Here is a 26,293-nt window from a genome sequence, read left to right as displayed (position 1 = left end):
CCTATCCGCCGGGTCGGGTCCGGCGACGAGGCGGCCGGACCCGACCCGGTCAGTTCGGTACGGCGGTCAGGCCGGTACGGCGGTGACCACGACGTTGTCGCGGTACCGTCCGGCCACCTCGTCGAACGGACCGCCGCAGGTGATCAGGGTCAGTCGTACGGCACCGTCCCGCGCGAAGTACCGTGCGAGGGGAATCTCCGACTTGTCGTACTCCTCCCGGCCGACCACCCGGAACTCGCGAACCTGGTCGCCGGCGACCACCTCGATCCGGTCGTCGGCGGCCAGCTCCCGCAGCCGGAAGAAGGCTCCCGGTCCCTGGCCCGCGCCGTCGACGTGCCCGGCGATCACCACCGACCCGGCCTCGGCCTCCAGGCCGGGGCCGAACCGGTACCAGCCGACCTCGTCGACGCTGGGTGGCACGTCGAACTCGCCGGTGTCGGCGACGACACCGACCGGTGCCACCCGGGCGACGACGTCGATCGCCGGGATCGCGACCCGGTTCCGGACCGCGAGCAGCCCGCCACCGACGACCAGCAGTAGTACGCCGGCCAGCCCGGCCAGGTACCAGCCGGTGTTCGAACCGGTGTCGGCCAGGCCACCGGTGCCGCTGGACACCCCGTCCGGTGCCGAGTGCAGCCCGGAGACCGTCTGGGCGACGACGTCCAGGGTCTCGTCCGACGCGGAACCGACAGCGTAGATGATCGTCGCGGTGCCCTCGTTGAGGTTCAGCTCGGTCGGCCCGAGCACCACCGTGTCGGTTCCGGTCAGCACGACGTCGACGGTGACTGCGCCGGCCGGCAGGTCGGCCGACTCCTCGTTGGGGTTGGTCAGGTTGCTGAACACCGGCTCGCCGCCGGCCCGCACATCGACCCCGGGGGCTGCCGCGGTGTGCCGGACGATCAGCCGGGCCTGCCCGGCCTCGGTCGCCGACACGTCGTTGGCGAACGGGGGTGATCGTCGGCGCGCCGTCGGCGTCCAGATGGGCGACGATGCTGATGTTCGCGCCGCCGGGCACGGCGGCGTCGTCGGCGGTCAGGATCGCGTCCTCGACCGACTCGCCGGGGCGGGTGAGGGCCAGATCGTACGAGCCCTCCTCCAGTGCGAGGGGTCCGGCGACGTCGCCGGGTTGGAAGTTTTCCAGGGTGCGCTCGCCGTTGACGTAGACGTCGACCGGGGTGTCCGGAATGCCGTGCACCACCGCGACGTCCGACGTCGCGGCGAACGCCGGGGTGGCGGTCACCGCGCTGAGCCCGACGAAGGCGGCGAGCGCGGCTGCGGTGCCGGCAACTGCCCGATGAGCTGACTTGACATCCTCGCCGCCCTAAACGGCGGCGATCCCAGCCACGCTGCGCGTGTCACGCGCGGCGTTCTGGTGGGTTACCGTTTCACCGCGCGGTGCCGGGACGGGTCCCGGTCCTACCCGCGCTCCACGGTCGTTGAAGTCCGCCTGCCCGGCGGCCTTGATGTTGATCGCGGCGTTGACATCCCGGTCGTGCTGACTGCCACACGGACAGACCCACGACCGGACGTTCAACGCCATCCGCTCGTTGATCCGGCCGCAGTCCGAGCACATCCGGGTGGACGGGAGCCACCGGTCCACCCGGGCGAACGTGCGTCCGGACCGCTCCGCCTTGTACTCCAGCATGGCGACGAACGACGACCATCCGGCGTCGTGGACGGACTTCGCCAGCCGGGTCCGGCCGAGACCGACGACACACAGGTCCTCGACGTACACCGCTTGATTGTCACGGATGATCGTCGTGGACAGCTTGTGCTGCCAGTCCCGCCGGGTGTCGGCCACCCGGGCGTGCGCCCTGGCGACCTTCACGACAGCCTTCCCACGGCGGTTGCTGCCCCGCTGTTTACGCGACAGTGCCTGCTGCAGCCGCTTCAGTTTGCGGGCCGCGCGGCGCAGGAACCTGGGTGCGGCGACCTTCGTGCCGTCGGACATGACGGCGAAGTGCGTCAGCCCCAGATCGATCCCCACCTCGGCGTCCACCTCGGGCAGCGGCTCGTCCGTGGCCTGCACGACGAACGAGGCGAAATACCTTCCGGCGGCGTCCCGGATGACCGTCACGGACGACGGGTCCGACGGCAGTATCCGGGACCAGCGGACCGTGAGATCGCCGATCTTCGGCAGCCGCAGACGGCCGTTGTCCAGGACCGTGAACCGGGAGTTGCGGGTGAAACGGATGGCCTGCCGGTTGTCCTTACGGGACCGGAACCTCGGCTGCGCGACCTTCGCACCCTTGCGTCTGCCCGTGATCGAGGCGAAGAAGTTGCGGTACGCGGTGTTCAGGTCCGCGAGGGCCTGCTGCAACACCACCGCCGACACCTCACCCAACCACACCCGCTCCGGAGTCGCCTTGGCCCGCGTGATGACCCGCTTCGACAGTTCGGCGTCCGACACGTACGGCAGACCCTGCTCGTAGGCCTCCTGCCGTGCACGCAGCCCGTCGTTGAACACCACCCGGGCGCATCCAAACGCCTTCGCCAGCGCGATCTGCTGGCCGGGTGTCGGGTAGACCCGGAACTGGTACCGGAGCTGCACGAACCACACGATATCACGTTGGTCTATGGCAGAAGGTGAGGGTATCCGTGCCGGCAGGCACTGTGTTTTCGCGATGCATGTTCGTTTGGTTTTCGTGACGAAGTTCCGGCACCCGGTGTTCGCCGACCGGCACCTGTCCCGCATGGACGCGATCATGCGGGACGTATGCACGGACTTCGAGGCCGAACTGGTCGAGTTCAACGGCGGCCACAACCACGTCCACCTGCTGGTCGACCACCCACCCAAAGTCGCCGTCGCCCGCCTGGTCAACTCACTCAAGGGCGTCCCGTCGCGCCGCCCGCGGCAGGAGTTCCCCGACCTGGTGCAGCACTACTACCGGGCCAACAAGCTCTGGTCGGGCTCGTACTTCGCCGGCTCCGTCGGCGGCGCGCCACCAAGCATCGTGACGCAGTACATCGAGCAGGAAAACCGGCCAGGTTAGGGCACTGCTCGGGCCTTGGCGGCCCTCCCAGCGCGGGCCTTCACCCCCGGCCTGAAGGCCGGAGCACTGGCCCGCATTCCGGTAGCTCGCATTTCTGCACCTCAGCAACGATTGCGACTGCGCCGCCCGCCGGGGCCCTCGGCGAACGGCCTCACTGTGCAGGATTCGGCCGTCGGGTGCCGTCCGGATGCAGCCGACGCGGATTCGTTTCCGCCGGGGTCCGCTTCTGACGCAGCTGCGTTTCCGCCGCATCCGGCCGGCGGTCCGTCGCCGAACCCTTGACGACCTGGAGTTCTCGGCACGGCTGGGCGGTCGGAGCGATTTCGGTGGGAGTTACAGTCAGGCATGCCGTACAGATGGCGATGTCCCGGGTGAGCAGGGACACCGACGACCAACTGCTGGCGCAGCGGTTCGCCGCCGGCGACGAGAAGGCGTTGCGGCAGGTCTACGACCGGTACGGCCGGGCCGTACTGCATCTGGCTGCCAGCACCCTGGCGACCCGGGCGGACGCCGAGGACGTGGTGCAGACCACGTTCGTGGCCGCCTGGCTGGGTCGTGACGGGTTCGACCCGGCCCGGGGCTCGCTGCTCAGCTGGCTGCTCGGCATCGCCCGGCGCAAGGTCGTCGACCGGATCCGGGCGCTGTCGCGGGAGGACCGGGTCGCCGATTCGGTACGGCAGGCGACGGCCGCCGCCCCGGCCGTCAGCCCGGATCCGGCGCAGGTGGTGGACCGGCTGGTGATCGCCGACGAGCTGGCCTCGCTGCCCGACGAGCAACGCCGGATGCTGGAGTTGGCGTTCTTCGACGATCTGACCCACCAGCAGATCGCGGCGGTGACCGGGGTTCCGCTCGGCACGGTCAAGAGTCACATCCGCCGGGGCATGGCGAGTCTGCGACGACGATGGGAGGTGGACGGTGCCGCATCTGGAGCACGACCGACTGGTCTTCCTGGCACTCGGTGAGACCGCGGCGGACGCCGCCGAGTCCGGTCACCTCACCGACTGCCCGTCGTGCAGCGCCGAACTGGAGACGTTGCGTCACGTCGGCTGGCTCGGCGCGCAGACCCAGGACCTGGCCGACCTGCCCGAGCCGCCGGAACACGTCTGGCAGCGCATCGTGTCGGAACTCGATGCCGCGGCGGCACCGGCAGAGCCCTCGGCACCGCCGGCTCCGACGCCCGCGCCCGTACCGTCGGTACCGGTGCCGGTCGCGGTGCGGCCGCGACGCCGGGCCCGTCGGTGGGCTCCGCTGGTCACCGCGCTCGCCGCCGCGATCGCGGGAGTCGTCGGTACGGTGACCGTCGTCCGGCTCGTCACCCCGGCCGAGCCGGACCCCGACGTGGTGGCCAGTGCCGCGCTCGCCGCGTTCGGCGACGCCCCGGCCGACGCGGCCGGGCAGGCCCGGGTCTTCGACGACGGCCGGCTGCACCTGCACGTCTCCGGCCTGCCCCGGGCGGCCGGCTACTATCAGGTCTGGCTGATCGACCCGGACACGATGCAGATGTTCCCGGTCGGCACCCTGGCCGACACCGCCGACGTGCTGATGCCGCTGCCGACCAACGTCGACCTCGACGCCTACCGGCTGGTGGACGTCTCGGCGGAAGAGTACGACAACGATCCGACGCACTCCGGGCAGAGCCTGCTGCGCGGCACCCTCTCCGGCTGACACCGTTGACGGGCGGGTGGCCGGGACCAGTTGGTCCCGGCCACCGCCGTCGACGGATCACGTCACTTGCGCTTGCGGATCTCCTCGGCTGCCTGCGGGACCACCTTGTTCAGGTCACCCACCACACCGAAGTCGGCGAGCTCGAAGATCGGCGCCTCGCCGTCCTTGTTGACCGCCACGATGGTCTTCGCGGTCTGCATGCCGGCCCGGTGCTGAATCGCCCCGGAGATGCCCAGCGCCACGTACAGCTGCGGGGAGACGGTCTTGCCGGTCTGCCCCACCTGGAACTGGTGCGGGTAGAACCCGGAGTCGACCGCGGCCCGGGAGGCGCCGACCGCGCCGCCGAGCAGGTCGGCGAGCTCCTCGACCAGTTTGAAGTTGTCGCCGCTGCCGACACCGCGCCCGCCGGAGACGACCACCGAAGCCTCGGTGAGCTCCGGCCGGGAACCGGACTGCTCGGCGACCCGCTCGACCACCTTGGCCAGCTTGTCGGAGTCGGCGACCTGCACCTGCAGCTGCTCCACCTGCGGGGTGGCCGGGGCCGGCTCGGGCGCCACCGAGTTGGGCCGCAGCGTCACCAGCGGCAGGCCCCGGGTGACCCGGGAAGTGACGATGGTGGCGCCAGCGAACGCGATCTGGGTCGCGGTGCCGTCGGCGGCCAGGTCGACCACGTCGGTCAGCAGGCCGTTGTCCAGCCGTACGGCGAGCCGCCCGGCGATCTCCTTGCCTTCCTGGGAGGAGGCGAGCAGCACCGCGCCGGGCTGCACCCGGCCGATCAGCTCGGCCAGCACGGTCACCTTCGGAGCGACGAGGTAGCCGTCGATCTCCTCGCTCTCGGCGGCGTACACCTTGCTGGCGCCGTACTCACCGAGCTTTTCGCTCATCGCGGCGGCCGCGCCGGGCCCGCCGAGCACCACCGCGGACACCTCGCCGCCCAGCTTGCGGGCCAGGGTCAGCAGTTCCAGGGTGACCTTCTTGACGCCAAACTCACCGGTGGCCTCGACGACAACGAGAACCTCAGCCATGTCAACCTCCCCGCTCACACGAACTTCTCGGACGCCAGGAACTCGACCAGCTGTACGCCGGCCTCGCCGTCGTCGACGACCTTCTGCCCCGCCGACCGTGGCGGGCGCTTGCGGTGCTCGACGACCTCACTGGTCGCCCCGTCGAAGCCGACCTCGCTGGCGGCGACGCCCAGATCGGCCAGGGACAGGCTCTGTACCGGCTTCTTCTTGGCCGCCATGATCCCCTTGAACGAGGGGTAGCGCGGCTCGTTGATGGTGTCCCACACCGAGACCACCGCCGGGGTGGTGGCGCTTACCACCTCGTAGCCCTCTTCGTTCTGCCGTTCGACGGTGAGCGTGTCGCCGTCGACGGTCAGCTTGCGGGCGCCGGTCAGGGCGGCGATGCCGAGCCGCTCGGCGAGCATGTGCGGCATCACCTGCACCCGCCCATCGGTGGACTCGGCGCCGCAGAGGATCAGATCCGCCCCAAGGGTGCCGAGGGCTGCGGCGAGAACCTTGGAGGTGGCGACCGCGCAGGACCCGTGCAGGGCATCGTCGACGACGTGCACCGCCTTGTCCGGCCCCATCGACAGCGCCTTGCGGATCGACTCGGCCGCGCGGTCCGGGCCCATGGTGAGGATGGTCACCTCACCGCCGTTGGCCTCCCGCAGCCGCAGCGCCTCCTCAATCGCGTACTCGTCCATCTCATTGATCACGTTGTTGGCCGACCCGCGGTCGACGGTGTTGTCGTCACCGCGCAGGGCGCGTTCCGCGCCGGAATCGGGCACCTGCTTGACGAGTACGACGATGTTCATCGCGCTTCGACACCCCTCCTGTAGGTGGTGCTGCTCTACCACTCTCGGCGCAGCCTGCCGCTTTCCTTAACGATCGGTCAACCGAGCACCGCTGTGGAATGCCCCACCCACTATGTTACCCGCAAGTAGCCAAGGGCCAAACGGCCCCGCCGACAGGCCGGCCGGACCGAACGGCTGCCCTGGTCAGCAGGGGTGACGGATCGGTCAGGGGGACGGATCGGTCAGGAGGGAGTGGCCAGCGCCTGCCTGATCTTGGAGATCATCGCCGTCTCCGCCGGGTCAACCCCGGACGCGGCCCGCGCCACCCGGTCGACCGCCTCGGTCACCGCCGACCGGTAGTGCTCCAGATCGTGCGGGGCCTTCGCGGTGAGCACCGCCACCGACTGCCGCAGCGCCGGCAGCACCAGTTGCTCCACCGCCTCCGGGGTGTCCCGTGCCAACTTGGGCAACTCGCCGCTGGTCAGCACGTCGTTCACCAGACCCGACGTCCCGGCGAACACGTCCGAGGCGGCGAAGCTCTCCCGAACCATCGACACCAGCCCCGGGTCCGCAGCCGACACCAGGTAGACGGCGCCGAAAGCACCGGTCTTCAGCGTGCTGCGCTCGTCATCGGTCAGCTCGGCCACAGACAGTGAGTCTAGCCGGCGATAATGATCCACGTGTGGAGTGCGCTGCGCCGGTGGTTCGATCCCCAGGAGTTGCGCCGGATCGGCACCGCGCCCGACTACCGGTTCTCGCTGGCGAACGAGCGGACCTTCCTGGCCTGGATCCGGACCGCCCTGGCGTTGGTCGCCGGCGGGCTGGCCATCGCGCAGTTCCTGCCTGAGCTGTCCGTGGCCCACCTTCGGGAAGGGCTGGCGGTGACCCTGCTGCTGCTCGGCGGGACCGTCGCGCTGCGGGCGGTCGACCACTGGGCCCGTACCGAGCGGGCCATGCGATTGGGCACCGACCTACCGGCGTCCCGGTTTCCGGCGTTCCTCGCGATCTGTGTCGGTGTCGGTGCCACCGCGTTGACCATCGTCGTACTGGTCGAGGCGGCCAGTGGCTGATCCCGACCCGCCGGCCGACGAGCACGGCCCACCGGCCCGCGATCCGGGGCTGCAGCCCGAACGGACCCGGCTGGCCTGGCGGCGGTCGGCTCTGGCCCTCACCCTGGTGGTGGCGCTGACCATGCGGCTGGCCGTCGAGCGGGGCGGAGCCGCCATGCTCCTCGGGCTGTTCGCGGTGGTCGGTTGGGCCGGGCTGATCGGCTACGCCTACCGGCACGCCAGTGGCCCACGACGTCCGGCAGCCGGACAGATCAGCGCGGAGGTGCCCCTGCTGGGGCTGGTCACCGCCGGTTACGCGGTGCTCGGCGCCATCCTGATCCTCAGCTGACTAGGCTGAGCCCGCCGGGCGGGGCATCATTGCGGGATGGCCCGCGTGTTCATCCTGCTCTTCATGCTCCACGTCGTGCTCATGGCGGTGGCGCTGATCAGCTGCCTCTCAGCGGAGAAAGGTGACGTCCGCGCCCTGCCGCGCCTGCTCTGGGTGCCGGTCATCATCGTCATCCCCCTCCTCGGGCCGGCCGCCTGGTTCCTCAGCCGCCGGCCCGGCTTCGGCAGCCCGTCACCGCTCGGCGGCGTCCCCCGACCGACCGGCACCCCACCACCGCGCAACCGCCCGGCGGCCCCCGACGACGATCCCGAGTTCCTGCGCGCGCTCGACGCTGAGAAGTCGAAGCAGGATCGCGAGCTCTTCGAACGGTGGGAGGAGGATCTGCGCCGCCGGGAGGACGACCTGCGCCGCCGGGACGCCGCAGACCCCCGGGAGGACCGCCGGCCCGAGTCAGGTGCCTGACTCGGGCGACCCGAGCGGCCCGCCCGGAGAATGGTCAGGTCAGACCCGACGCTTGAACCGGGCGAGTGCCAGCGGCGCGAACACCGCCGCGATGCCGGCTGCCCAGAGCAGCGAGTAGCCGACCGGGCCGGCGGCGGGCGCGCCACTGAGCAGGCCACGCAGGCCGTCGGCGAGGATCGTCACCGGGTTGACCTCGACCCAGGCCTGAAGCCAGCCCGGCATGGTCTCGGTCGGCACGAATGCGTTACTGGTGAAGGTCAGCGGAAAGATCACCATGAAGCCGAAGATCTGCACCTTCTCCGGCTCGCTGACCATCACCCCGACCAGCACCGAGATCCACGACGCGGCCAGTGTGAAGGCCAGAATCAGCGCGAACGCGCCGAGCAGGCCGACCGGACCACCGTCGACCCGGTAGCCGAGGATCATCCCGACACCCAGCAGCAGCAGCACCGACCAAGCCTGCTTGACGGTGTCGGCCAGAATTCGCCCGGCCAGCGGCGCCCACCGGGCGATCGGCAACGACCGCAACCGGTCGAACACCCCCTTGGTGAGGTCGGTGTTCAGCCCGAACCCCGTGGTCATCGTCGCGAAAAGGGCGTTCTGCACGATGATTCCCGGCAACGCGAAGGTCAGATAGTCCCCCGGTGTGCCGGCGATCGCACCGCCGAACACATAGGTGAACAGCAGCAGGAACATCAGCGGTTGGACGCTGAGATCGAGCAGTTCCAACGGGTTGTGCTTGATCTGCACCAGGCTCCGCCAGGCCAGGGTGCCGGTGTGCCGCAGCCCGGCCACCGGGCTGACCCACTGGTGCCGCCCGGGCAGCTCGGGCGTGGTGACGGTGGTGGCGGTCAACGGATTCCCTCCATGGTGGCGGCGGTCGACTGTGCTCCCGTACCGGCCGGCCCGGTCGCCGGTGCCGGCCGCTCGCCGGTGCCGGCCGCCGAACCGCCGGAGCCCGGATCGGCCCGGTGGCCGGTGAGCGACAGGAAGACCTCATCCAGGCTGGAGCTACGCAACGCCAGCTCACCGACCTTCACCCCGGACTCGTCAAGCCGGCGGACCACCGCCGGCAGCAGGTCCGCATCGGCGGTGCTCACCGTCACCGTGGTCTGGGCCAACGACGGCTCGTTGCCGGACAGGTCCCGCAGCGTAGTCAGCACTGTCGGCAACTGCTTCGGATCGGTCGGGCGCACCGCGAGGACCTGGGCACCGGTCTTGGCCTTCAGCTCCTCCGGCGTACCGCCGGCGATCACCCGCCCGTGGTCGACCACGGCCAACTCGTCGGCCAGCTGGTCGGCCTCCTCCAGGTACTGGGTGGTGAGCAGCACCGTCACACCACCGGCGACCAGCCCACGGACCAGCTCCCACAGCTCGTTGCGGCTGCGCGGGTCCAGCCCGGTGGTGGGTTCGTCGAGGAACAGCACCTGGGGCCGTCCCACCAGGCTGGCGGCCAGGTCGAGGCGGCGGCGCATACCGCCCGAGTAGGTCTTCGCCGCGCGGTCGGCGGCGTCGGTGAGCTGGAACTCGGCCAGCAGTTGCCGGGCACGGGAGCGCGCGTCACGCCGCGACGACCCCAGCAACCGACCGATCATGATCAGGTTTTCCACGCCGGTCAGCGTCTCGTCGACCGAGGCGTACTGCCCGGTCAGGCCGATCGACCGGCGGACCTGGTGAGCCTGGCCGACCACGTCGAAGCCCTGCACCCGGGCGTGCCCGGCGTCCGGCCGCAACAGGGTGGCGAGCACCCGGACCGCAGTGGTCTTGCCGGCCCCGTTCGGCCCGAGCAGCCCGAACACGGTGCCGGTACGGACCGCGAGATCCACCCCGGCCAACGCGGTCGTCGAGCCGAACCGCTTGACCAGGCCCTCGGCCCAGATCGCGTGCGACATCCTCACTCCTGTCGTTCGTCTGCAGACCCACAATGAACGACAGGACCGACATTCCGCCAAGCATTTGCCGACCAGACCGGGTCGGCGATCCGTCAGGCCAGGTTCGACGAGCGCTCAGGCCAGGTCCGACCAGCGCTCAGGCCAGGTCCGACGAGCGCGGATAGGCGTCGTCCGGGTCGGTCAACACATTGACCAGGTACGGCACCCCGGCGTCGAAGGCCCGACGCAGCGCCGGACCGATGTCGCCGGCCTTGGTGACCGTCTCCCCCGCGCCGCCCAGCGCCCCGACGATCTCGTCGTAGCGCAGCCCCGGCTGCAGATCGGCGGCGACGTCGTAGCCGTACATGGCGCGCATCGGGTGCTTCTCCAACCCCCAGATGCCGTTGTTGCCGACCACGATCACGACCGGCAACTTCTGCCGGGCCAGCGACTCGACGTCCATCAGCGAGAAGCCCGCCGCGCCGTCGCCCATCAGCACGCAGACCTGCCGGTCCGGGTAGGTGAGCCGGGCACCCATCGCGTAGCCCATGCCGGTGCCGAGGCAGCCGTACGGGCCGGGGTCGAGCCAACTGCCGGGCACCGACGGCTCGAGGTAGCGGCCGGCGTACGAGACGAAGTCACCGCCATCGCCGATGGTGACGGCATCCGGGTCGAGCACCGCCCGCAGTTCGCCGTAGATCCGCGACGGGCGGATCGGGTCGGACTCGGCGGCGAGCTCCGCCGCGTCCCGCGCCCGGGCCTGCTCCTCGGCGGCGCGCAGGTCGGCCAGCCAGCCGGTGTGGTCGGCCCGGTCGCCGGAGTGGTCAGCGAACGCGGACAGGATCAGCCGCAGGTCACCGGCGGGCGAAACGGCCGGCTGTACGTGGGTCGCCCGCTGGCTCGGCGCGTCGACGACGTGCACCACCTGGGCGGCGCCGAAGTCACCGAAGCTGAGCCGGAAGTCCAGCGGGGTGCCGACCACGACCACCACGTCGGCCCGGCCGAACGCGACCCGCCGCGCCTTCGCGAAGGCCAGCGGGTGCCCCGGCGGCAGCGACCCACGCCCCATGCCGTTGGTGAAGACCGGCACCTGCAGCGCCTCGGCGGCCTCCCGCAACGCCGCGACGGCGTCCCCGGCGTACACGTCGGAGCCGGCGACGATCACCGGACGGTCGGCGGCGGCGATCAGCCGGGCCGCGCGGGCGACCTCGTCCGGGTCGGGCTCGACCACCGGCACCGCGCCGGCGGTCGGCGCGGTCACCTCGGCGGTCGAGAAGACGACCTCCAGCGGCAGGTCGAGGAAGGCGGGGCCGCGGTGCGGGGTGAGCGCGGCGGACAGCGCGGCACCGACCGCGGCCGGTACGTCGTCGGTCGCGGCGACCGTGGCGGCGTGCTTGGTGACCGGGGCGACCAGCGGTACGTGGTCGATCTCCTGCAGGCTGCCCGACCCCCAGCGGAACGCCGGTGCCCGGCCGCCGAGCACCAGCACCGGCGCGGCGTTGAAGAAGGCGCTGGTCAGACCGGAGATGCCGTTGGTGACGCCGGGGCCGGCGGTGAGTGCGGCCAGCCCGGGACGACGCTGCAGCTTCGCTACCGCCTCGGCGGCGAAGACGGCGGTCTGCTCGTGCCGTACGTCGTAGATCGGGAAGTCGGCGGTGTGCGCGGCGTCGTACAGCGGGAAGATGTGGCCGCCGGAGAGAGTGAACAGCTCGCGTACGCCGTAGGCCTGGGCGGCGGCCAGCGCCAACGTCCCGCCGTGTCCCTCGATCCGCTCCGCCATCGCCGATGCCTCCCGTCGCCCCGGGCCCGCCCGGCCGGCGCGCCCCCGAGCAGGTTACCGCCCGGTCACTTCGTTCGGCATCCACGTGCGACCGGCACCGCCGGCACCGAGCCGGTTCAGGGGCCGGCCGAGGGCCGGCCGAGGGCCTATACGGGCTAGCGACCGGTGAAGTCGGGCTTACGCTTGGCGACGAACGCCGCCATCCCCTCGGTGCGGTCGTCGGTGGCGAACAGGCCGGCGAACAGCTGACTCTCCCAGGCCAGGCCGGAGGCGAGGTCCATCTCCAGACCCCCGTCGATGGCCAACTTGGCCGCCTTGACCGCCTGGGCCGGGCCGGTGACGAACGGCCGGACCATGTCGAGCGCCGCCGCGTACACCTGGTCGGCCGGGACGACGCGATCGGCCAGGCCGATCCGCTCGGCCTCGGCGGCGTCGACCATCCGTCCGGACAGGATGATGTCCTTGGCGCGCGCCGGGCCGACCAGCCGGGCCAGCCGCTGGGTGCCGCCGGCACCGGGGATGACCCCCAGTTTGATCTCCGGCTGGCCGAGTTTGGCGTCCTCGGCGACCACCCGCCAGTCGCAGGCCAGGGCCAGCTCGCAGCCGCCGCCGAGGGCGTAGCCGGTGATCGCGGCGACCACCGGTTTCGGGATCCGGGCGACCGCGTCGAAGGCGCTGGACAGCTGCGCCGCGCGTGCCGCCATGTCCACGTACGACATGTCGGCCATCTCTTTGATGTCGGCGCCGGCTGCGAAAACCTTCTCTCCGCCGTAGACCACGACCGCCCGGACCCGCTCGTCGTCGGCGACGGTACGCGCGGCGTCGCGCAGCTCCTCCTGCACCGCTGCGTTCAGCGCGTTCATCGGCGGCCGGGCCAGCCGAATCGTGGCCACCCCCTGCTCGACCTCGACCAGCACCAGCTCCGGCACGGCGGACCTCCCCATCGACGTCGCGTTCTGGGACAGCCTACGGCGAACACCGGAGAGTGGGTAACGTGATCCACAACGTGAGGGGGGCAGACGGATGATCACCTACTACGATGACAAATCCGTACGGATCACCTCCACCGAGATCCGGGTGGACCAGCACCGACATCCGCTCACCCAGGTGCACCGGATCTGGCAGCGGCGGGGTGCCCGCTCGTGGAGTGCCCTGGCCGGCCGGGGCATGGTCGGCGTCGCTTTCCTGGCCCCGGTGGCGACCGCGATCATCGGGCTGGTAACCGCGCTGACCATCGACGCCTCGCCGACCGTCACCATCGCGCTGATCGGTGGATCGATCCTGGTCGGGCTCGTCATCATCCCGATCGCGGACCTGCTGCTCGGGCTGCTCGACGACTCCTACGACCGGGGCGCGCACCTGCTCGAACTCTGGGCCGAGGTACGGGGCGCCCCGGTGCTACTGGTGTCCGACCGGGACGCGCTGCGGGTGGGACGCATCCACCGCGCGCTACGCCGTGCGGTCGAGGCCGCGCTGGCATCGCAAGCGCCTGTCCCGGCCCGAGCAACACCGGGCCGAGCCGCTCCGGCCAGAGCCATAACGGCCCGAGCCACACCGGCCCGCGCCACCCCGGGCCGCGCCACCCCGGGCCGAGCCACCCCGGGCCGAGCCACACCGGGCCGACCGGCGCTGCCCCGGCCCGCGCCGGGTTCCGCCGACCGGCGCGCCAGCGGTGGTGGCCGGCGCGCCGCACAATAGGGAGATGCCACTCCCGCTGCCGTCCCCGGCGAGTCTCATCGCACTGACCAGATCCACCGTCGGGCAGGTCGCCGGTGCGGTGACCGGCGCGGCCGGGCGGGCCACCGGCCAGGCCGGTGAGGTGGCGACCCGGATGGGCCGACTCACCTCCGAGTACGCCGCCGTGCCGTCGCGCGCGTTCGCCGTACTGGATGAGATCGAGGCTCTGGTGCAACGGGTCGGCACGGTGGTCGACCGGGTCGAGATGCTGCTCGACCGCAGCGAACGGGTGGTCGCGGAGGCAGAGGAGGCGACCCTACGGGTGGAGACGATCGCCACGGCGGCGACCGACGCGGTGGCGGCCGCGACCCGGGTGGCGGCCGCCGCGCAGACGCTGCTCACCGATGCCGACCGGGTGGCGGTGGGGGCCAGTCGGGTGGTGGGGCGCAGCGAGGAGATCGCCGAGCGGTCGGTCGAGCTGATCGGCGAGTACGAGCCGGCGCTGCGCCGTGGCGCTCCGATGGCCCGGCACTTCGTCGAGCAGTTGAGCGAGGACGAGGTGGACGCGGCCGTCCGGCTGGTCGACGAGCTGCCCCGGCTGACCCAGCATCTCAAGGCCGACGTGCTGCCGATCCTGGCCACCCTGGACCGGGTCGGGCCGGACATCCACGACCTGCTGGAGGTGACCCGGGACCTGAAGTTGGCGGTGGCCGGCATCCCGGGTCTGCGGATGTTGCGCCGTCGGGGCGCGGACCGGCTCGGCGAGGACGAGGCCCTGCCACCGGGCGAGTGAGCGCTAGGACGCCCGACGGACGGGTATCTCGGCCAGCCAGACGTCGGCCAGGTCGCCGAGGGGGACGTCGAGGGCCTGGCTGAGCCGGACCACGGTGCCGAACGCCGGCGCCGGAAGCCGGCCCGCTTCGATCTTGCGCAGGGTCTCGGGGGAAATACCGGCCACCAGCGCCACCTCGACGAGGCTGCGGCCGGCCCGGGCGACCCGCAGGGCGGCACCGAGTCGCTGGCCTGCGGCGATCTGTTCGGCGGTGAGCGGTTGGCGGACCATGTCCAGCAGGATAGCTCTCCGGAGCGCTCTCGGACCGGCGTGGTATAAAAATACCGCAGAGGGAGAGGGAGGCTGTCGTGATCGAGCTCAAGTCCGCCCAGGAGATCGACCGGATGGCGGTGACCGGGCAGTTCGTCGGCGAACTGCTCGCCGAGTTGAGCGGTGTCGCCGCGGTCGGCGTCAACCTGATGGACATCGAGCACCACGCCCGGCGGCGGATCGCCGAACGCGGCGCCGAGTCCTGCTACTGGGACTATGCCCCGTCGTTCGGCCGCGGTCCGTTCCGCAACGTACTGTGCCTGTCGGTCAACGACGCGGTGCTGCACGGCCTCCCGCACGACTACGTACTGCGCGACGGCGACCTGCTCAGCATCGACATGGCGGTCGGCATCGACGGCTGGGTGGCCGACTCCGCGGTCTCCGTCATCGTCGGCACCCCCGATCCGGCCGATCTGCGGCTGATCGAGGCCACCGAGGTCGCCCTCGCGGCGGCGATCGCCGCCGCCCAGCCCGGCGGGCGCCTCGGCGACGTCTGCGCCGCGATCGGCGAGGTCGCCGGTTCGTACGGCTACAGCGTCAACGGCGAGTTCGGCGGTCACGGCATCGGCCGCACGATGCACGAGGACCCGCATGTCGCCAACACCGGCCGTGCCGGCCGTGGGATGCGGCTCGATCCCGGCCTGACCATCGCGATCGAACCCTGGTTCTGTCACTCCACCAACAAGATCAGGTACGACGAGGACGGCTGGACGATCCGTTCCGCCGACGGCTCCCGTACCGCCCACTCCGAACACACGGTCGCCATCACACCGTCCGGGCCCCGAGTCCTGACCGGCCGCCCGACACCCTGAACCCGGGAAGCAACACGAGTAGCTTATATAAGATATTGCTGATACTGTGCCCACCGGTCGGACCTCCCGACCGGTGGACACACACGTCTATGGAGCGACGATGATCGACATTGACGAGCAGATCAGCACCGTCGAACGACGGATCGGCAGTCGGGTCCTCGATGCGGGCACCGCTCGGGTGCAGACCATCTCCCGCATCTACGCGGCAAGCGTCGACGAACTCTGGGACGCCTGCACCAGCGCCGAACGCCTCCCCCGCTGGTTCCTGCCGGTCTCCGGCGAGCTCCGACTGCACGGCCGCTACCAGCTCGAAGGCAACGCCGGGGGTGTGGTGCAGCGCTGCGACCCGCCGAAGAGCTTCGCCGCCACCTGGGAGTTCGGCGGCGAGGTGAGCTGGATCGAGGTACGGCTGAGCCCGCTGTCCGACGGAACGACCCGGTTCGAGCTGGAGCACGTGGCGCACGTCAACGACGAACGGTGGGCACAGTTCGGGCCCGGCGCCACCGGTGTGGGCTGGGACCTGGCCCTGATCGGGCTCACCCTGCACCTGGCGGCCCCGCAACAGCCGGTCGACCCCCAGGCGGTCGAGGCGTGGAGCACGTCGACCGAGGGGCGAGAGTTCATCACCCGCAGCAGCGACCAGTGGCGTGCGGCGAGCGTCGCCGCCGGCACCGATCCGACCGAGGCGGGCGAGGCTGCGGAGCGGACGACCGCCTTCTACACCGGCACGGCCTGAGACCCGACGGGCCGACGACCAACCTGGGAGAGTTGAACACTTTGTTGAAAACATTTGGTTGACGGCCGTGGGCGGGTGTGGTTGAGTCAACGCTGTGACCACCGACGACCTGTTCACCCCGCCCGACGCGGCGCAGTCGCGGGCCCACCGCCGACACGCGGCCCTGCTCCGGCTCGCTGGACGGCACGCCGACACCACCGCGCGGCGGCACCGCCATCTGCACCCGCAGGTGGTCGACCCGTACGAGGCGGTACGGCTGGTGCTCGGCCTGGCCAGTGGCGGCGCGACAATCGACCCGGACGAGCCGGAGCTGGACGTCAGTGACCTGATCGCGGCGCTGACCCTCATCGCCCCGGTCCGCGCCGACCTCGATGCCGTCGAACTGGGCCTGCTGGAGGCCGCCCGGAATCGGGGACTCACCTGGCAGGCGATCGCCTTCGGGCTGGGTCTGGGCACTGCCCAGGCGGCCCGGCAGCGCTACGACCGGCTCATCGGCCGCAGTGGTCCGGCCGCCGGAGCCGACTGACCGGTACGGGTGTCCAGCCGGTGTAGCCGCCCACCCCCGCCACCCGGACGGGACCTGGACGGCACCCGGACGGTACCGTCGGCCACCCCGCGTCAGGCGTGGACCAGCCCCGGGCGACGCAGGTCCTCGACGTCGACGACCTCCCGGCCCAGCGGCCAGAACGCCGCCGGCACCAACTTGAAGTTGGCGATGCCGAACGGGATGCCGATGACCGTCAGACAGAGCGTCACGCCGGTGACGATGTGGGTGAGCGCCAGCCACCAGCCGGCCAGCACCACCCAGAGGATGTTCGCCAGCCCGGAGCCGATCCCCGCCCCCGGCTTCGCGACCAGCGTCCGGCCGAACGGCCAGAGGGAGTAGTAGGCCAACCGCAGCGACGCCACTCCGAACGGGATCGTGACGATCAGCACGAAGCAGACGAGGGCCGCCACCGCGTACCCGAGGCCGAGCACGATGCCGCCGCCGAAGATGAGCCAGAGCAGGTTGAGAATGACTCGCATGTCTCGATGATCCCGCATCCGCGCCACCCGGCACCGGCGTTTCGCGGGCAGCCAGCCGGCCAGAGCGTCAGTCAGCCGGCCAGGGCGTCGATCTCGGACCGCTGCGGCAACGACACCGAGGCCCCCAGGCGGCGTACGCAGGCCGCACCGGCCGCCGACGCCCATCGGACCGCGGACATCAGGTCCCGTCCCTCGCCCCAGGCGACCGCGAGCGCGCCGGTGAACGCGTCACCGGCGGCGGTGGAGTCCACCGTCTCGACCGGAAAGGCCGGCACGTGATGCACCGTACCGTCGCGGTCGGCGAACCAGGCGCCCTCGGCACCCAGGGTGAGCACCGCCCGACGGACCACCGTCAACAGCGCCGCCGGATCCTCCCGCCCGACGCCGACGATCGCCCGCGCCTCGGCCTCGTTGACCACCAGCAGATCCACCGCGTCGAGCAGTTCGGCCGGCAGCTCACGGGCCGGGGCGGCGTTGAGGATCACCCGGGTGCCCGCCTCGCGGGCCGCCGCCGCGGCGGCCAGCACCGTCTCCAGCGGAATCTCCAACTGCGCCACCAGCACGTCGGCGTCGCGTACCGCCGCCAGCTCCGGCTCGGTGAGCCCACGGAACGCCGCGTTGGCGCCCGGGGTGACGACGATCGCGTTCTCACCGGCCGCGTTGACCATCACGATCGCGACGCCGGACGACCCGTACACCACCCGCAGCTGGCTCGTGTCCACCCCGGACCGGGCGATCCGGCCGGTCAGGGTGACACCGAAGGCGTCCGAGCCGACCGCGCCGAGGAACACGCAGTCGCCACCGGCGCGGGCCGCCGCGATCGCCTGGTTGGCACCCTTGCCGCCGGGCACCGTGACGAAGTCGGTGCCGAGCAGGGTCTCCCCCGGCGACGGCAGTCTCGGCGCGGTCGCCACCAGGTCCATGTTCGCGCTGCCGACCACCGCGATCCGCGGCGCTGTCACGACGTCCTCCGCTCAGGCGGCCCGGGCGGTGTACCGCTGGCCCGCCCGCTCGACGACCAGCGGTACGCCGAACGTCTCCGACAGGTGCTCGCCGGTGATCGTGGCGGCCAGCTCGCCGGCCGCGACGACGGTGCCGCCGCGCAGCAGCAGGGCGTGGGTGAAGCCCGGCGGGATCTCCTCCACGTGGTGGGTGACCAGCATCAACGCCGGGGAATGCGGATCCTGGGCGAGGACCCCGAGCCGGCCGACCAGCTCCTCACGGGCACCGAGGTCGAGCCCGGCCGCCGGCTCGTCGAGCAGCAGCAGCTCCGGGTCGGTCATCAGCGCCCGGGCGATCTGCACCCGCTTGCGTTCACCTTCGGAGAGGGTCCCGTACTCGCGCTGCGCCAGCCCGGCCACGCCGAACTGGCCGAGCAGCTCCTGCGCCCGACCCACGTCGAGCTCGTCGTAGCGCTCCCGCCACCGGCCGACCACCGACCAGGCGGCGGTCAGCACCACGTCGAGCACCCGCTCGGTGCCGGGGATCCGTTCGGCGAGGGAGGCGGTGGTCAGCCCGATCCGGGTTCGCAGCTCCGCCAGGTCGGTGCGCCCCAGCTGCTCGTCGAGGACCCGGACGGTCCCGGTCGTCGGGTGCAGCCGGCCGGCGGCGAGGCTGAGCAGGGTGGTCTTGCCGGCACCGTTCGGGCCGAGCACCACCCACCGCTGGTCGGGCTGCACCCGCAGGGTGATGTCCTGCAGCAGGGCCGTGCCGGAGCGGGTCACGCCCACTGAGTCGAGCTCGATCACCAGGTCGTCAGCAACGGTAGGCACCGGACCATCCAATCACGCCGTGGGTGGTGCCGCCCCACCTGGCCGCGCCGGGGTGGCCGGCACCACCCGACGGGCTGCTCAGGTCTGCGGCTGGACCGCCGTGGCGGCGCGGCGGTGCCGGGGTCAGGCCACGGTGGATCCGAAGACCTCGTCGCGGGCGGCGTCGAGGGCGGTCCGCAGGGCGCCCTGCAGCACCGGCTCCTCGGTCAGCTCGGTGACCACCACCCGGGGGGCGACCAGGGTGATCGCGGCCACCTCATGCTGCACCCGTTCGGCCAGGGCGCTGCCGCCGGCCTGGCCGACCTCACCGGTCAGCACGACCAGCGGCGGGTCGAGCACCACGCAGCTGCTGGCGACGCCGAGCGCGAGCCGGCGGGCCAGCTCGTCGAGCAGCGGCCCGCCCCGGGTGCCGGCGGCGATCGCGGCCCGCACCGCGTCACCCGCGCTGGCCGCCCGGAACCCGTGTTCGCGGGCCACCGCGCGGACCGCGTCGGCGCCGGCGAGCTGCTGAAAGGCCGGCTTGGCCCGGCGGGAGACGTCGCGCGGGATCGGCGCACCGGGCACCGGCAGGTAGCCGATCTCGCCGGCCGCGCCGGTGCTGCCGTGGTGCAACCGGCCGCCGAGCATGATCGCCAGGCCGACCCCGACGCCGGCCCAGACCAGCACGAAGTCGGGCACGTCGCGGGCAGCGCCGGCGTGTGCCTCGGCAACCGCGGCGAGGTTGACGTCGTTTTCGAAAACGACGGTGGTGTCCAGGTCCTCGCGCAGCGCGGCGAGCAGGCCGCGGTGCCAGCGCGGCAGGTTGTACGCGAAGGTGATGTCGCCGTTGGCCGGGTCGACCAGGCCGGGGGTGCCCAGCACCACCCGCCGTACGCTGGCCAGCTGGGTCTCGGCGCTGCTGGCGGCCTGCACCACCGCGTTGTGCACCACGCCGACCGGGTCGTCGGTGTCCCTGGTGGACTGCTCGACCCGGCCGATCACCGATCCGGTGATGTCGGCGCAGGCGGCCACCACCCGGTCCGGTCCGACGTCGACTCCGACGACGTGCGCGCTGGCCGGCTGTACGGCGTACAGCTGGGCGTTGGGGCCCCGGCCACCGGCCTGTTCGCCGACCCGGGTGACCAGCCCGCGTCCTTCCAGCCGCTCGACCAGCTGCGATGCTGTCACTTTGGACAGTCCGGTCAGCTCACCGAGTTGGGCCCGGGTGAGTGGTCCGCGGGCGATGAGCAGCTCCAGCGCCGCCCGGTCGTTGAGCGCTCGCAGCAGCCGGGGCGTGCCGGGCAGGCGCGGGGAACCCATGTGGTCGTCCTCTAGCATTTAGGAAAGTTAACTATTATCTTGGCATCCGCAACGGAAGTAGCCGTAGCGTAGTCGCCGGTGACACCCTCGGCGGTCGGACGACCCGGCACTCACCGGCAACGAACAGCGCCTCCCCGGTGCGCCACTCGGACCGCGGAGACGCCACGGAGGGGGAGAACATGCCGAACGACCCGGCGCTGCGGCGGCTGGCGCTGCGCACCCTGCTCGCCGCCTACCCCGGCACCGCCGTCCCGCAGTGGGCGATCGACCTGGTCGGCGACGGGCTCGCCGGGCACACCTTGTTCGGCGGCAACGTGGACCGACCCGAACAGCTGCGGGCCGCCACCGACGCGCTGCGGGCCGCCCGGGCCGACGTGCTGATCGCCATCGACGAGGAGGGCGGCGACGTGACCCGGCTGGCGCACGCCACCGGCAGCCCGTACCCCGGCAACGCCGCGCTCGGTGCGGTCGACGACCCGGCGCTGACCCGGCAGGTCTACCGGGCGATCGGCGACGAGCTCGCCACCTGCGGCGCCAACCTCGACCTGGCCCCGACCGTCGACGTGAACACCGCCGACGACAACCCGATCATCGGCACCCGGTCGTTCGGGGCCGACCCGGCACTGGTCGCCACCCACGCGACCGCGGCCGTCGCCGGGCTGGCCGACGCCGGAGTCGCCGCCTGCGCCAAGCACTTCCCCGGCCACGGCGCCACGGTCACCGACTCACACCTCGAACTGCCCACTGTCGACGTACCGATGGCGGTGCTGCGCCGACGGGACCTGCCGCCGTTCGCCGCCGTGGTCGAAGCCGGCACCCCGGCGATCATGACCGCGCACATCCGGGTCCCGGCGTTGACCGGCGACGCGCCGGCCACCTTCAGCCGGGCCGCGCTGACCGGCCTGCTCCGCGACGAGTACGGCTTCACCGGGGTGATCGTCACCGACGCGCTGGAGATGCGCGGTGCCACCCTGGCCGCCGGTGGGATCGGCCCGGCAGCGGTCGCCGCCCTGGCCGCCGGCGCCGATCTGCTCTGCATCGGCGCCCGGGTGGACCACGCGTTGGTCGAACGGGTCGCGGCGGGCATCGTCGCGGCGATCGGCGACGGGACGCTGCCGGTCGGCCGGGTCGAACAGGCGGCCGGCCGGGTGACCGCGCTGGCCGCCGTGGTCCGACCGGCAGCGGGTGGGACCGCCGGCCCGGCCGACCTGGGGTACGCCGCCGCCCGCCGCGCCGTCCGGGTGGAAGGCACCCTCGACGGGCTGGCCGACGCACTGGTGGTGCAGCTGACCGCCGGCTCGACGATCGCCGAGGGCCGGGTGCCGTGGGGCCTCGGACCGCACCTCGGCAACGCCCGGCAACTGCGGGTGGCACCGGCGGAGGTGACCGCCGAGCAGGTCGCGACGGCCGCCGCCGGCCGGCCGCTGGTGCTCGTCGGACGGCACCTGCACCGGGTGCCCGGCGCCGGTGACCTGATCGAACGGCTGGCCACCCGGCACCCGGTCGCGGTGGTGGAGATGGGCTGGCCGTCGGCCTGGCGCCCGGCCGGAGTACGGGCCTTCGTCACCACCTACGGTGCGAGTCACGCCAACGGCCGGGCCGCCGCCGAGGCCCTCGGCCTGGCCGCCTGAGCGGCCAGGCCGGACGCGCTGGGCGGGTCAGTAGCGGTAGTGCTCCGGCTTGTACGGGCCGGCCACGTCGACACCGATGTAGTCGGCCTGGGCCTTGGTCAGCACGGTCAGCTTGGCGCCGAACGCGTCCAGGTGCAGCCGGGCCACCTTCTCGTCGAGGTGCTTGGGCAGCACGTACACCTGCTTTTCGTACTCGCCGACCTTGGCGTACAGCTCGACCTGGGCGATCACCTGGTTGGAGAAGGACGTCGACATCACGAAGCTCGGGTGACCGGTCGCGTTGCCGAGGTTCAGCAGCCGCCCCTCGGAGAGCACGATCACCGAGTGGCCGTCCGGGAAACGCCACTCGTCGACCTGCGGCTTGACGTTGATCTTCTCGATCCCCGGCACCTTCGCCAGACCGGCCATGTCGATCTCGTTGTCGAAGTGCCCGACGTTGCCGACAATCGCGTTGTGCTTCATCCTCGCCATGTGGTCGGCCAGGATGATGTCCTTGTTGCCGGTGGTGGTGATGAAGATGTCGCCGCGGTCGACGACGTCGTCCAGGGTCACCACGTCGAGGCCGTCCATCGCCGCCTGCAGCGCGCAGATCGGGTCGATCTCGGTCACCACGATCCGGGCCCCCTGGCCGCGCAGCGACTCCACGGCGCCCTTGCCGACGTCGCCGTAGCCGCAGATCACCGCGAGCTTGCCGGCGATCATCACGTCGGTGGCCCGGTTGATCCCGTCGACCAGCGAGTGGCGGATGCCGTACTTGTTGTCGAACTTGCTCTTGGTGACCGAGTCGTTGACGTTGATCGCCGGGAAGAGCAGGTTGCCCTCGCGGGCCAGCTCGTAGAGGCGGTTGACGCCGGTGGTGGTCTCCTCGGAGACTCCGATGATCGGCTTGGCCATCTCGGTGTACTTGGTCGGGTTCGCGGCCAGCGAGCGGCGCAGCGTCTCCAGGATGATGCCGTACTCGTGCGAATCGGTCGGCGCCGTCGACGGTACCGCCCCGGCGGCCTCGAACTGCTTGCCGAGGTGGATCAGCAGGGTTACGTCGCCGCCGTCGTCGACGATCGAGTCCGGCCCGCTGCCGTCCGGCCAGGTGAGCATCTGCTCGGTGCACCACCAGTACTCGTCCAGCGTCTCACCCTTCCAGGCGTACACCGCGACGCCCTGCGGGTTGTCGACCGTGCCGTTCGGGCCCACGACGACCGCCGCGGCGGCCTGGTCCTGGGTGGAGAAGATGTTGCAGGAGACCCAGCGCACGTCGGCCCCGAGCGCGGTCAGCGTCTCGATCAGCACCGCCGTCTGTACGGTCATGTGCAACGATCCGGCGATCTTGCGGCCCTTGAACGGCTGCTGGGCGGCGTACTCACGGCGCAGTGCCATCAGCCCGGGCATCTCGTGCTCGGCGAGCTCGATCTCCTTGCGACCGAAGGTCGCCAGGGACAGGTCGGCGACCTTGAAGTCGCTGACCGACCCGGCGCTGTCGGCGGTCAGAGTGACGGTCACTAGAACTCCTCGGGTCTCAACGGATGCGTCCGTCCTGCCGGACACGGCACGCACGACACCCGTCCACCATACGGCCCGAATTGCGGTTCACCCGACCCGAGGGCTCGACCGCCGTCAGTCGCGGGCGAGCGCGAAACCGACCGTCGGACCGGCACCGCCGCCGTAGGCCACCTGGATGAGCAGCGCGGCGACCGGCTCCAGATAGCGGGCGCTGGACAGCGGGCCGGCGTCAACCGTGTCGAAGCCCAACTGCGTGCCGAGTTCCTGGACGGTCTTCTTGGCGGCCAGGTCGTCGCCGGCGACCGGCACCGACTGCCGAACGCCACCGAGCACCGGCCGGGCGTGGTTCGGAGCGAGCACGGTGTTGAACGCCTTCACCACGTGAGCAGCCGGGACCATCGCGGCGACCTGCTCGGCGGCGGAGGTGTCGTGGCCGATCCGCAGCGACATGTGGTCCGGACCGAGCGGGTTGGTCACGTCGATCACGGTGCTGCCGGCCAGCGCGTCGGCGACCGGCCCGGCGAGCACGTCACCGATCCCGGTGTACGGCACCGCCAGCACGACCAGCTCGGCGTCCGCCGCCTGGGCGGCGTCGCCGGCGGTCACCCCGGTGCCGGTGGTCGCCTCGGCCAGCCGCGGCGAATCCGGGCTGGACGCGGAGATCGTCACCTGGTGACCGACCTCGGTCAGCCGCCGGGCCAGGGCCGAGCCGACGTTGCCGGCGCCGATGATGCCGATGTCCATCATTCTCTCCCTCTCCGACGGGTCGTCACTGTCGATCGGATACCCGCCGGCCCGGTACGGAAACGGCGCCGTACGGAAACAGGGCCGTACGGGAACAGGGCCGTACGGAAACAGGGCCGTACGGGAACCAGCGAGCTCGGGGTAGGTTGTGGCGCCACCTAGATAGCGCTGCTATCTTTCTGGCCGTGGATCAGGAACGGCGGGGCCAGTGGCTGCGCGGGGTGCTCGACCTCTGTGTGCTCGCGGCGCTGCACCGGCACGAGTCGTACGGTTACGAGCTGGCCCAGTCGCTGCAGGCAGCCGGGCTCGGGCCGATCAAGGGCGGCACCCTCTACCCCGTACTGCTCCGGCTGCAACGGACCGGCCTGGTCGACGCCCGATGGCGCGCCGGCACCAGCGGCCCGGCCCGCAAGTACTACCGGCTGACCGAGTCCGGTGCGCGGCGGCTGCGCCAAACCACCGCCGACTGGCGCTCCTTCACCACCGGTGTCGACACGATCCTGCAGGAGGTGACCACCTCGTGAACCAGCAGACCTGGCTGGCCGCCCTGACCGGCGAGCTGCATCGGCACGGCATCGACCGCGAGTTGGCCGGGCACGTCGTCGCGGAGGCCGCGGCCCACCTGTACGACAGCGGCGAAGCGCCGTTGGCGGTCTTCGGCACCCCGGCCGACTACGCCACCGACGTGGCGCGCAGCGTCGGTGGGCCGGCTCAGATCCCGCGCCGCGTCCACCCCGGCCCGGTCCGGCTCGACGTGCAGGACGTCACCAAGCGGTACCGCCGACACACCGTACTGGACCGGGTGCGACTCACCGTCCGGGCCGGCGAGATCGCCGCCGTGGTCGGCGCCAACGGCAGCGGCAAGAGCACCCTGCTGCGCATCTGCGCCGGCCTGGCCAGCCCGGACAGCGGCCGGGTCCGGGTGTACGGCACCCTCGGCTACTGCCCGCAGTCCGGCGGTACCGGCGACTTCCTGCACCCGGACGAGCACTTCGCGCTGGTCGGTGCCGGCCGTCGGCTCAGCCGGACACAGTCGCGTACCGCCGGGCGGACGCAGGCCGCGGTCCTGGACTGGGACGCGTCCGCCGCCGTCCAGGCCCGGCACCTGTCCGGCGGCACCCGGCAGAAGCTCAACCTGGTGCTGGCCGGGCTCGGCGACCCGGACCTGCTGCTGCTCGACGAGCCGTACCAGGGCTTCGACCGCGGCACCTACCTGGACTTCTGGCACCAGGTGTGGCGCTGGCGCGATGCCGGCAAGGCGGTCGTGGTCGTCACCCACCTGCTGAACCAGCTCGACCGGGTCGACCTGGTGCTCGACCTGACCGGAACGGAGGCCGGTCGATGAGCCGGGTGCTGACCGTGGCGGAGATGACGTTGCGCGAGACGTCCCGGCGACGCGGCGTACTGGCGATCCTGCTGGTCTTTCCGCTCTGCTTCTATCTGGCCCGCCGGGGCGACTTCGCCGGGCAGTCGATCCGGTTCGTCTGCCTCGGGCTCGGCTGGGCGCTGAGCACGGCGGCACTGTTTGCCGGCAACGCCAACCGTGATCTGGAGACCCGGCTGCGGCTGACCGGCTACCGGCCGGCGCAGCTGTGGGCCGGCCGACTGCTGGCGCTGTGGGCGGTCGGTGTGCTGCTGTCCGTGCCGTACTTCCTGCTGGTGCTGTTCGACCAGCCCGGCGTACGGCACGGGGCGATCGGCCTGATCATGCTGGTGATGGTCGCCGTGGCGGTTCCGTTCGGGCTGGCGATCAGCGCGGTGCTGCCCCGCGAGCTGGAAGGCACCCTGATCCTGCTGACCATCGTCGGGCTGCAGATGGTGATGGACCCGGCCAGCCCGGCCGCGCGGGCGCTGCCGTTCTGGTTCAGCCGGGAGATCGCCACCTACGCGATCGACCACACCGACAGCGGCTACCTCGACCGAGGGCTGCTGCACGGCGCGGTCGTCGCGGTCACGATGGTCACCCTGGTCGCGATCGCCACCGGGGTACGGCTACGCCGCCGACCCCACCTACGGTTCGGGTGACGGCT

General features: G+C 71.7%; 31 protein-coding genes and 1 pseudogene. 15 read left to right on the top strand and 17 right to left on the bottom strand.

What is annotated here, in order from left to right; all coding sequences use genetic code 11:
* Positions 1-66: 66 nt before the first annotated feature.
* From ACN27J_RS30470 to ACN27J_RS30460, 3 genes and pseudogenes are all read right to left on the bottom strand, one after another.
* Complete coding sequence (locus ACN27J_RS30470; protein ID WP_421372614.1) at positions 67-729, bottom strand: class F sortase; 663 nt, start codon at positions 727-729, stop codon at positions 67-69.
* Positions 730-1,000: 271 nt separating this feature from the next.
* Positions 1,001-1,195, bottom strand: a pseudogene (locus ACN27J_RS30465) (DUF4397 domain-containing protein); the annotation flags it as partial.
* 126 nt (positions 1,196-1,321) lie between these two features.
* On the bottom strand, positions 1,322-2,551 hold the full coding sequence (locus tag ACN27J_RS30460) for an RNA-guided endonuclease InsQ/TnpB family protein (protein ID WP_421371535.1): 1,230 nt from the start codon (positions 2,549-2,551) through the stop codon (positions 1,322-1,324).
* A 25-nt stretch (positions 2,552-2,576) separates the two neighbouring features.
* Here ACN27J_RS30460 and tnpA point away from each other — a divergent pair, with 25 nt between their 5' ends.
* The 3 genes from tnpA to ACN27J_RS30445 all read left to right on the top strand — a co-directional run bounded on the left by tnpA (position 2,577) and on the right by ACN27J_RS30445 (position 4,658).
* Positions 2,577-2,993, top strand: a complete 417-nt coding sequence (gene tnpA, locus ACN27J_RS30455; protein WP_421371533.1) for an IS200/IS605 family transposase — start codon at positions 2,577-2,579, stop codon at positions 2,991-2,993.
* A gap of 362 nt (positions 2,994-3,355) precedes the next feature.
* Positions 3,356-3,955: an RNA polymerase sigma factor gene (locus tag ACN27J_RS30450; protein WP_421372612.1), complete on the top strand. Its 600-nt coding sequence runs from the start codon at positions 3,356-3,358 to the stop codon at positions 3,953-3,955.
* On the top strand, positions 3,909-4,658 hold the full coding sequence (locus tag ACN27J_RS30445; protein WP_421371531.1) for an anti-sigma factor: 750 nt from the start codon (positions 3,909-3,911) through the stop codon (positions 4,656-4,658). The genes ACN27J_RS30450 and ACN27J_RS30445 overlap by 47 nt, the downstream gene beginning before the upstream one ends.
* Positions 4,659-4,720: 62 nt before the next feature.
* On the opposite strand, the gene ACN27J_RS30440 is transcribed toward ACN27J_RS30445, so the two are convergent.
* From ACN27J_RS30440 to ACN27J_RS30430, 3 genes are all read right to left on the bottom strand, one after another.
* Positions 4,721-5,683 (bottom strand): electron transfer flavoprotein subunit alpha/FixB family protein, encoded by a 963-nt coding sequence (locus ACN27J_RS30440; RefSeq protein ID WP_421371529.1) that lies wholly within the window; start codon positions 5,681-5,683, stop codon positions 4,721-4,723.
* Positions 5,684-5,697: 14 nt separating this feature from the next.
* Positions 5,698-6,477 (bottom strand): electron transfer flavoprotein subunit beta/FixA family protein, encoded by a 780-nt coding sequence (locus ACN27J_RS30435; protein WP_278167648.1) that lies wholly within the window; start codon positions 6,475-6,477, stop codon positions 5,698-5,700.
* Positions 6,478-6,698: 221 nt separating this feature from the next.
* The gene (locus ACN27J_RS30430; protein WP_278167647.1) at positions 6,699-7,103 is read right to left on the bottom strand and encodes a hypothetical protein; all 405 of its coding nucleotides are present in this window, start codon (positions 7,101-7,103) and stop codon (positions 6,699-6,701) included.
* A gap of 33 nt (positions 7,104-7,136) precedes the next feature.
* On the opposite strand from ACN27J_RS30430, the gene ACN27J_RS30425 reads away from it, so the two are divergent.
* From ACN27J_RS30425 to ACN27J_RS30415, 3 genes are read left to right on the top strand one after another with little or no spacing between them, the layout of a single operon-like run.
* Positions 7,137-7,526 (top strand): YidH family protein, encoded by a 390-nt coding sequence (locus ACN27J_RS30425; RefSeq protein ID WP_421372610.1) that lies wholly within the window; start codon positions 7,137-7,139, stop codon positions 7,524-7,526.
* The gene (locus ACN27J_RS30420) at positions 7,519-7,854 is read left to right on the top strand and encodes a DUF202 domain-containing protein (RefSeq protein ID WP_421371526.1); all 336 of its coding nucleotides are present in this window, start codon (positions 7,519-7,521) and stop codon (positions 7,852-7,854) included. The genes ACN27J_RS30425 and ACN27J_RS30420 overlap by 8 nt, the downstream gene beginning before the upstream one ends.
* 36 nt (positions 7,855-7,890) lie before the next feature.
* Positions 7,891-8,316, top strand: a complete 426-nt coding sequence (locus tag ACN27J_RS30415) for a PLD nuclease N-terminal domain-containing protein (RefSeq protein ID WP_123600376.1) — start codon at positions 7,891-7,893, stop codon at positions 8,314-8,316.
* Positions 8,317-8,355: 39 nt separating this feature from the next.
* Here the strand turns inward: ACN27J_RS30415 and ACN27J_RS30410 are convergent, their stop codons facing one another.
* The 4 genes from ACN27J_RS30410 to ACN27J_RS30395 all read right to left on the bottom strand — a co-directional run bounded on the left by ACN27J_RS30410 (position 8,356) and on the right by ACN27J_RS30395 (position 12,911).
* Positions 8,356-9,171 carry an ABC transporter permease gene (locus ACN27J_RS30410; protein ID WP_421371523.1) on the bottom strand — a complete coding sequence of 272 codons (816 nt, stop codon included), beginning with the start codon at positions 9,169-9,171 and terminating at the stop codon, positions 8,356-8,358.
* On the bottom strand, positions 9,168-10,208 hold the full coding sequence (locus ACN27J_RS30405) for an ATP-binding cassette domain-containing protein (RefSeq protein ID WP_421371521.1): 1,041 nt from the start codon (positions 10,206-10,208) through the stop codon (positions 9,168-9,170). The genes ACN27J_RS30410 and ACN27J_RS30405 overlap by 4 nt, the downstream gene beginning before the upstream one ends.
* Before the next feature lie 136 nt (positions 10,209-10,344).
* Positions 10,345-11,967, bottom strand: coding sequence for an acetolactate synthase (locus ACN27J_RS30400; RefSeq protein ID WP_421371519.1), 1,623 nt, complete (start codon positions 11,965-11,967; stop codon positions 10,345-10,347).
* 155 nt (positions 11,968-12,122) lie between these two features.
* Positions 12,123-12,911 carry an enoyl-CoA hydratase-related protein gene (locus ACN27J_RS30395; protein ID WP_421371517.1) on the bottom strand — a complete coding sequence of 263 codons (789 nt, stop codon included), beginning with the start codon at positions 12,909-12,911 and terminating at the stop codon, positions 12,123-12,125.
* A gap of 79 nt (positions 12,912-12,990) precedes the next feature.
* Here ACN27J_RS30395 and ACN27J_RS30390 point away from each other — a divergent pair, with 79 nt between their 5' ends.
* Together ACN27J_RS30390 and ACN27J_RS30385 are read left to right on the top strand one after the other, a co-directional pair.
* A complete protein-coding gene (locus ACN27J_RS30390; RefSeq protein ID WP_421371515.1) occupies positions 12,991-13,665 on the top strand; it encodes a DUF6232 family protein in 675 nt (224 codons plus the stop codon).
* Between the two features lie 4 nt (positions 13,666-13,669).
* Positions 13,670-14,437: a hypothetical protein gene (locus ACN27J_RS30385; RefSeq protein WP_421371512.1), complete on the top strand. Its 768-nt coding sequence runs from the start codon at positions 13,670-13,672 to the stop codon at positions 14,435-14,437.
* A gap of 3 nt (positions 14,438-14,440) precedes the next feature.
* Here the strand turns inward: ACN27J_RS30385 and ACN27J_RS30380 are convergent, their stop codons facing one another.
* Complete coding sequence (locus ACN27J_RS30380) at positions 14,441-14,707, bottom strand: helix-turn-helix domain-containing protein (protein WP_421371510.1); 267 nt, start codon at positions 14,705-14,707, stop codon at positions 14,441-14,443.
* A 77-nt stretch (positions 14,708-14,784) separates the two neighbouring features.
* Here ACN27J_RS30380 and map point away from each other — a divergent pair, with 77 nt between their 5' ends.
* The 3 genes from map to ACN27J_RS30365 all read left to right on the top strand — a co-directional run bounded on the left by map (position 14,785) and on the right by ACN27J_RS30365 (position 16,820).
* Positions 14,785-15,558 carry a type I methionyl aminopeptidase gene (map, locus tag ACN27J_RS30375; protein ID WP_278167637.1) on the top strand — a complete coding sequence of 258 codons (774 nt, stop codon included), beginning with the start codon at positions 14,785-14,787 and terminating at the stop codon, positions 15,556-15,558.
* Positions 15,559-15,658: 100 nt separating this feature from the next.
* Positions 15,659-16,294, top strand: a complete 636-nt coding sequence (locus ACN27J_RS30370) for an SRPBCC family protein (protein WP_421371507.1) — start codon at positions 15,659-15,661, stop codon at positions 16,292-16,294.
* A 94-nt stretch (positions 16,295-16,388) separates the two neighbouring features.
* Positions 16,389-16,820 carry a DNA-binding protein gene (locus ACN27J_RS30365; protein WP_421371505.1) on the top strand — a complete coding sequence of 144 codons (432 nt, stop codon included), beginning with the start codon at positions 16,389-16,391 and terminating at the stop codon, positions 16,818-16,820.
* Between the two features lie 92 nt (positions 16,821-16,912).
* Here ACN27J_RS30365 and ACN27J_RS30360 read toward each other — a convergent pair whose 3' ends face one another.
* The 4 genes from ACN27J_RS30360 to ACN27J_RS30345 form a co-directional block, all read right to left on the bottom strand.
* Positions 16,913-17,320, bottom strand: coding sequence for a YccF domain-containing protein (locus tag ACN27J_RS30360; protein WP_421371503.1), 408 nt, complete (start codon positions 17,318-17,320; stop codon positions 16,913-16,915).
* A gap of 71 nt (positions 17,321-17,391) precedes the next feature.
* Entirely contained in the window at positions 17,392-18,282 is an 891-nt protein-coding gene (locus ACN27J_RS30355) for a ribokinase (RefSeq protein ID WP_421371501.1), read from the bottom strand.
* A gap of 12 nt (positions 18,283-18,294) precedes the next feature.
* On the bottom strand, positions 18,295-19,104 hold the full coding sequence (locus ACN27J_RS30350) for an ABC transporter ATP-binding protein (protein WP_416553613.1): 810 nt from the start codon (positions 19,102-19,104) through the stop codon (positions 18,295-18,297).
* 111 nt (positions 19,105-19,215) lie between these two features.
* Positions 19,216-20,391: an ROK family transcriptional regulator gene (locus ACN27J_RS30345; protein ID WP_278167628.1), complete on the bottom strand. Its 1,176-nt coding sequence runs from the start codon at positions 20,389-20,391 to the stop codon at positions 19,216-19,218.
* A 179-nt stretch (positions 20,392-20,570) separates the two neighbouring features.
* Between ACN27J_RS30345 and ACN27J_RS30340 the strand changes: the two genes are divergently transcribed.
* On the top strand, positions 20,571-22,022 hold the full coding sequence (locus ACN27J_RS30340) for a glycoside hydrolase family 3 N-terminal domain-containing protein (protein ID WP_421371499.1): 1,452 nt from the start codon (positions 20,571-20,573) through the stop codon (positions 22,020-22,022).
* 27 nt (positions 22,023-22,049) lie between these two features.
* Here the strand turns inward: ACN27J_RS30340 and ahcY are convergent, their stop codons facing one another.
* Both ahcY and ACN27J_RS30330 read right to left on the bottom strand, forming a co-directional pair.
* Positions 22,050-23,519 (bottom strand): adenosylhomocysteinase, encoded by a 1,470-nt coding sequence (ahcY, locus tag ACN27J_RS30335; RefSeq protein WP_421371497.1) that lies wholly within the window; start codon positions 23,517-23,519, stop codon positions 22,050-22,052.
* Between the two features lie 114 nt (positions 23,520-23,633).
* Positions 23,634-24,299, bottom strand: coding sequence for an NADPH-dependent F420 reductase (locus ACN27J_RS30330; protein WP_421372608.1), 666 nt, complete (start codon positions 24,297-24,299; stop codon positions 23,634-23,636).
* 149 nt (positions 24,300-24,448) lie between these two features.
* On the opposite strand from ACN27J_RS30330, the gene ACN27J_RS30325 reads away from it, so the two are divergent.
* Genes ACN27J_RS30325 through ACN27J_RS30315 form a run of 3 tightly spaced genes read left to right on the top strand, consistent with a single transcriptional unit; the run spans position 24,449 to position 26,288 of the window.
* Entirely contained in the window at positions 24,449-24,787 is a 339-nt protein-coding gene (locus ACN27J_RS30325; protein ID WP_421371494.1) for a PadR family transcriptional regulator, read from the top strand.
* Entirely contained in the window at positions 24,784-25,608 is an 825-nt protein-coding gene (locus ACN27J_RS30320; protein ID WP_278167621.1) for an ATP-binding cassette domain-containing protein, read from the top strand. The genes ACN27J_RS30325 and ACN27J_RS30320 overlap by 4 nt, the downstream gene beginning before the upstream one ends.
* Entirely contained in the window at positions 25,605-26,288 is a 684-nt protein-coding gene (locus tag ACN27J_RS30315; protein ID WP_421371491.1) for an ABC transporter permease, read from the top strand. Before ACN27J_RS30320 ends, ACN27J_RS30315 begins: the two co-directional genes overlap by 4 nt.
* The last annotated feature ends 5 nt before the right edge of the window (positions 26,289-26,293 follow it).

Origin of the sequence: Solwaraspora sp. WMMB762 (assembly GCF_049179115.1) — a bacterium.
GTDB lineage: Bacteria > Actinomycetota > Actinomycetes > Mycobacteriales > Micromonosporaceae > Micromonospora_E.
This window is presented reverse-complemented; position numbering and strand designations above follow the sequence as displayed.

What these genes read in the sequence shown, in the direction of transcription:
- tnpA (WP_421371533.1), top strand. Translation starts at nt 2,577, where the DNA reads ATGGCAGAAGGTGAGGGTATCCGTGCCGGCAGGCACTGTGTTTTCGCG.
- ACN27J_RS30450 (WP_421372612.1), top strand. Translation starts at nt 3,356, where the DNA reads ATGTCCCGGGTGAGCAGGGACACCGACGACCAACTGCTGGCGCAGCGG.
- ACN27J_RS30440 (WP_421371529.1), bottom strand. Translation starts at nt 5,683, where the DNA reads ATGGCTGAGGTTCTCGTTGTCGTCGAGGCCACCGGTGAGTTTGGCGTC.
- ACN27J_RS30435 (WP_278167648.1), bottom strand. Translation starts at nt 6,477, where the DNA reads ATGAACATCGTCGTACTCGTCAAGCAGGTGCCCGATTCCGGCGCGGAA.
- ACN27J_RS30415 (WP_123600376.1), top strand. Translation starts at nt 7,891, where the DNA reads ATGGCCCGCGTGTTCATCCTGCTCTTCATGCTCCACGTCGTGCTCATG.
- ACN27J_RS30405 (WP_421371521.1), bottom strand. Translation starts at nt 10,208, where the DNA reads ATGTCGCACGCGATCTGGGCCGAGGGCCTGGTCAAGCGGTTCGGCTCG.
- ACN27J_RS30400 (WP_421371519.1), bottom strand. Translation starts at nt 11,967, where the DNA reads ATGGCGGAGCGGATCGAGGGACACGGCGGGACGTTGGCGCTGGCCGCC.
- ACN27J_RS30395 (WP_421371517.1), bottom strand. Translation starts at nt 12,911, where the DNA reads ATGGGGAGGTCCGCCGTGCCGGAGCTGGTGCTGGTCGAGGTCGAGCAG.
- ACN27J_RS30390 (WP_421371515.1), top strand. Translation starts at nt 12,991, where the DNA reads ATGATCACCTACTACGATGACAAATCCGTACGGATCACCTCCACCGAG.
- ACN27J_RS30385 (WP_421371512.1), top strand. Translation starts at nt 13,670, where the DNA reads ATGCCACTCCCGCTGCCGTCCCCGGCGAGTCTCATCGCACTGACCAGA.
- ACN27J_RS30380 (WP_421371510.1), bottom strand. Translation starts at nt 14,707, where the DNA reads ATGGTCCGCCAACCGCTCACCGCCGAACAGATCGCCGCAGGCCAGCGA.
- ACN27J_RS30370 (WP_421371507.1), top strand. Translation starts at nt 15,659, where the DNA reads ATGATCGACATTGACGAGCAGATCAGCACCGTCGAACGACGGATCGGC.
- ACN27J_RS30360 (WP_421371503.1), bottom strand. Translation starts at nt 17,320, where the DNA reads ATGCGAGTCATTCTCAACCTGCTCTGGCTCATCTTCGGCGGCGGCATC.
- ACN27J_RS30345 (WP_278167628.1), bottom strand. Translation starts at nt 20,391, where the DNA reads ATGGGTTCCCCGCGCCTGCCCGGCACGCCCCGGCTGCTGCGAGCGCTC.
- ACN27J_RS30340 (WP_421371499.1), top strand. Translation starts at nt 20,571, where the DNA reads ATGCCGAACGACCCGGCGCTGCGGCGGCTGGCGCTGCGCACCCTGCTC.
- ACN27J_RS30315 (WP_421371491.1), top strand. Translation starts at nt 25,605, where the DNA reads ATGAGCCGGGTGCTGACCGTGGCGGAGATGACGTTGCGCGAGACGTCC.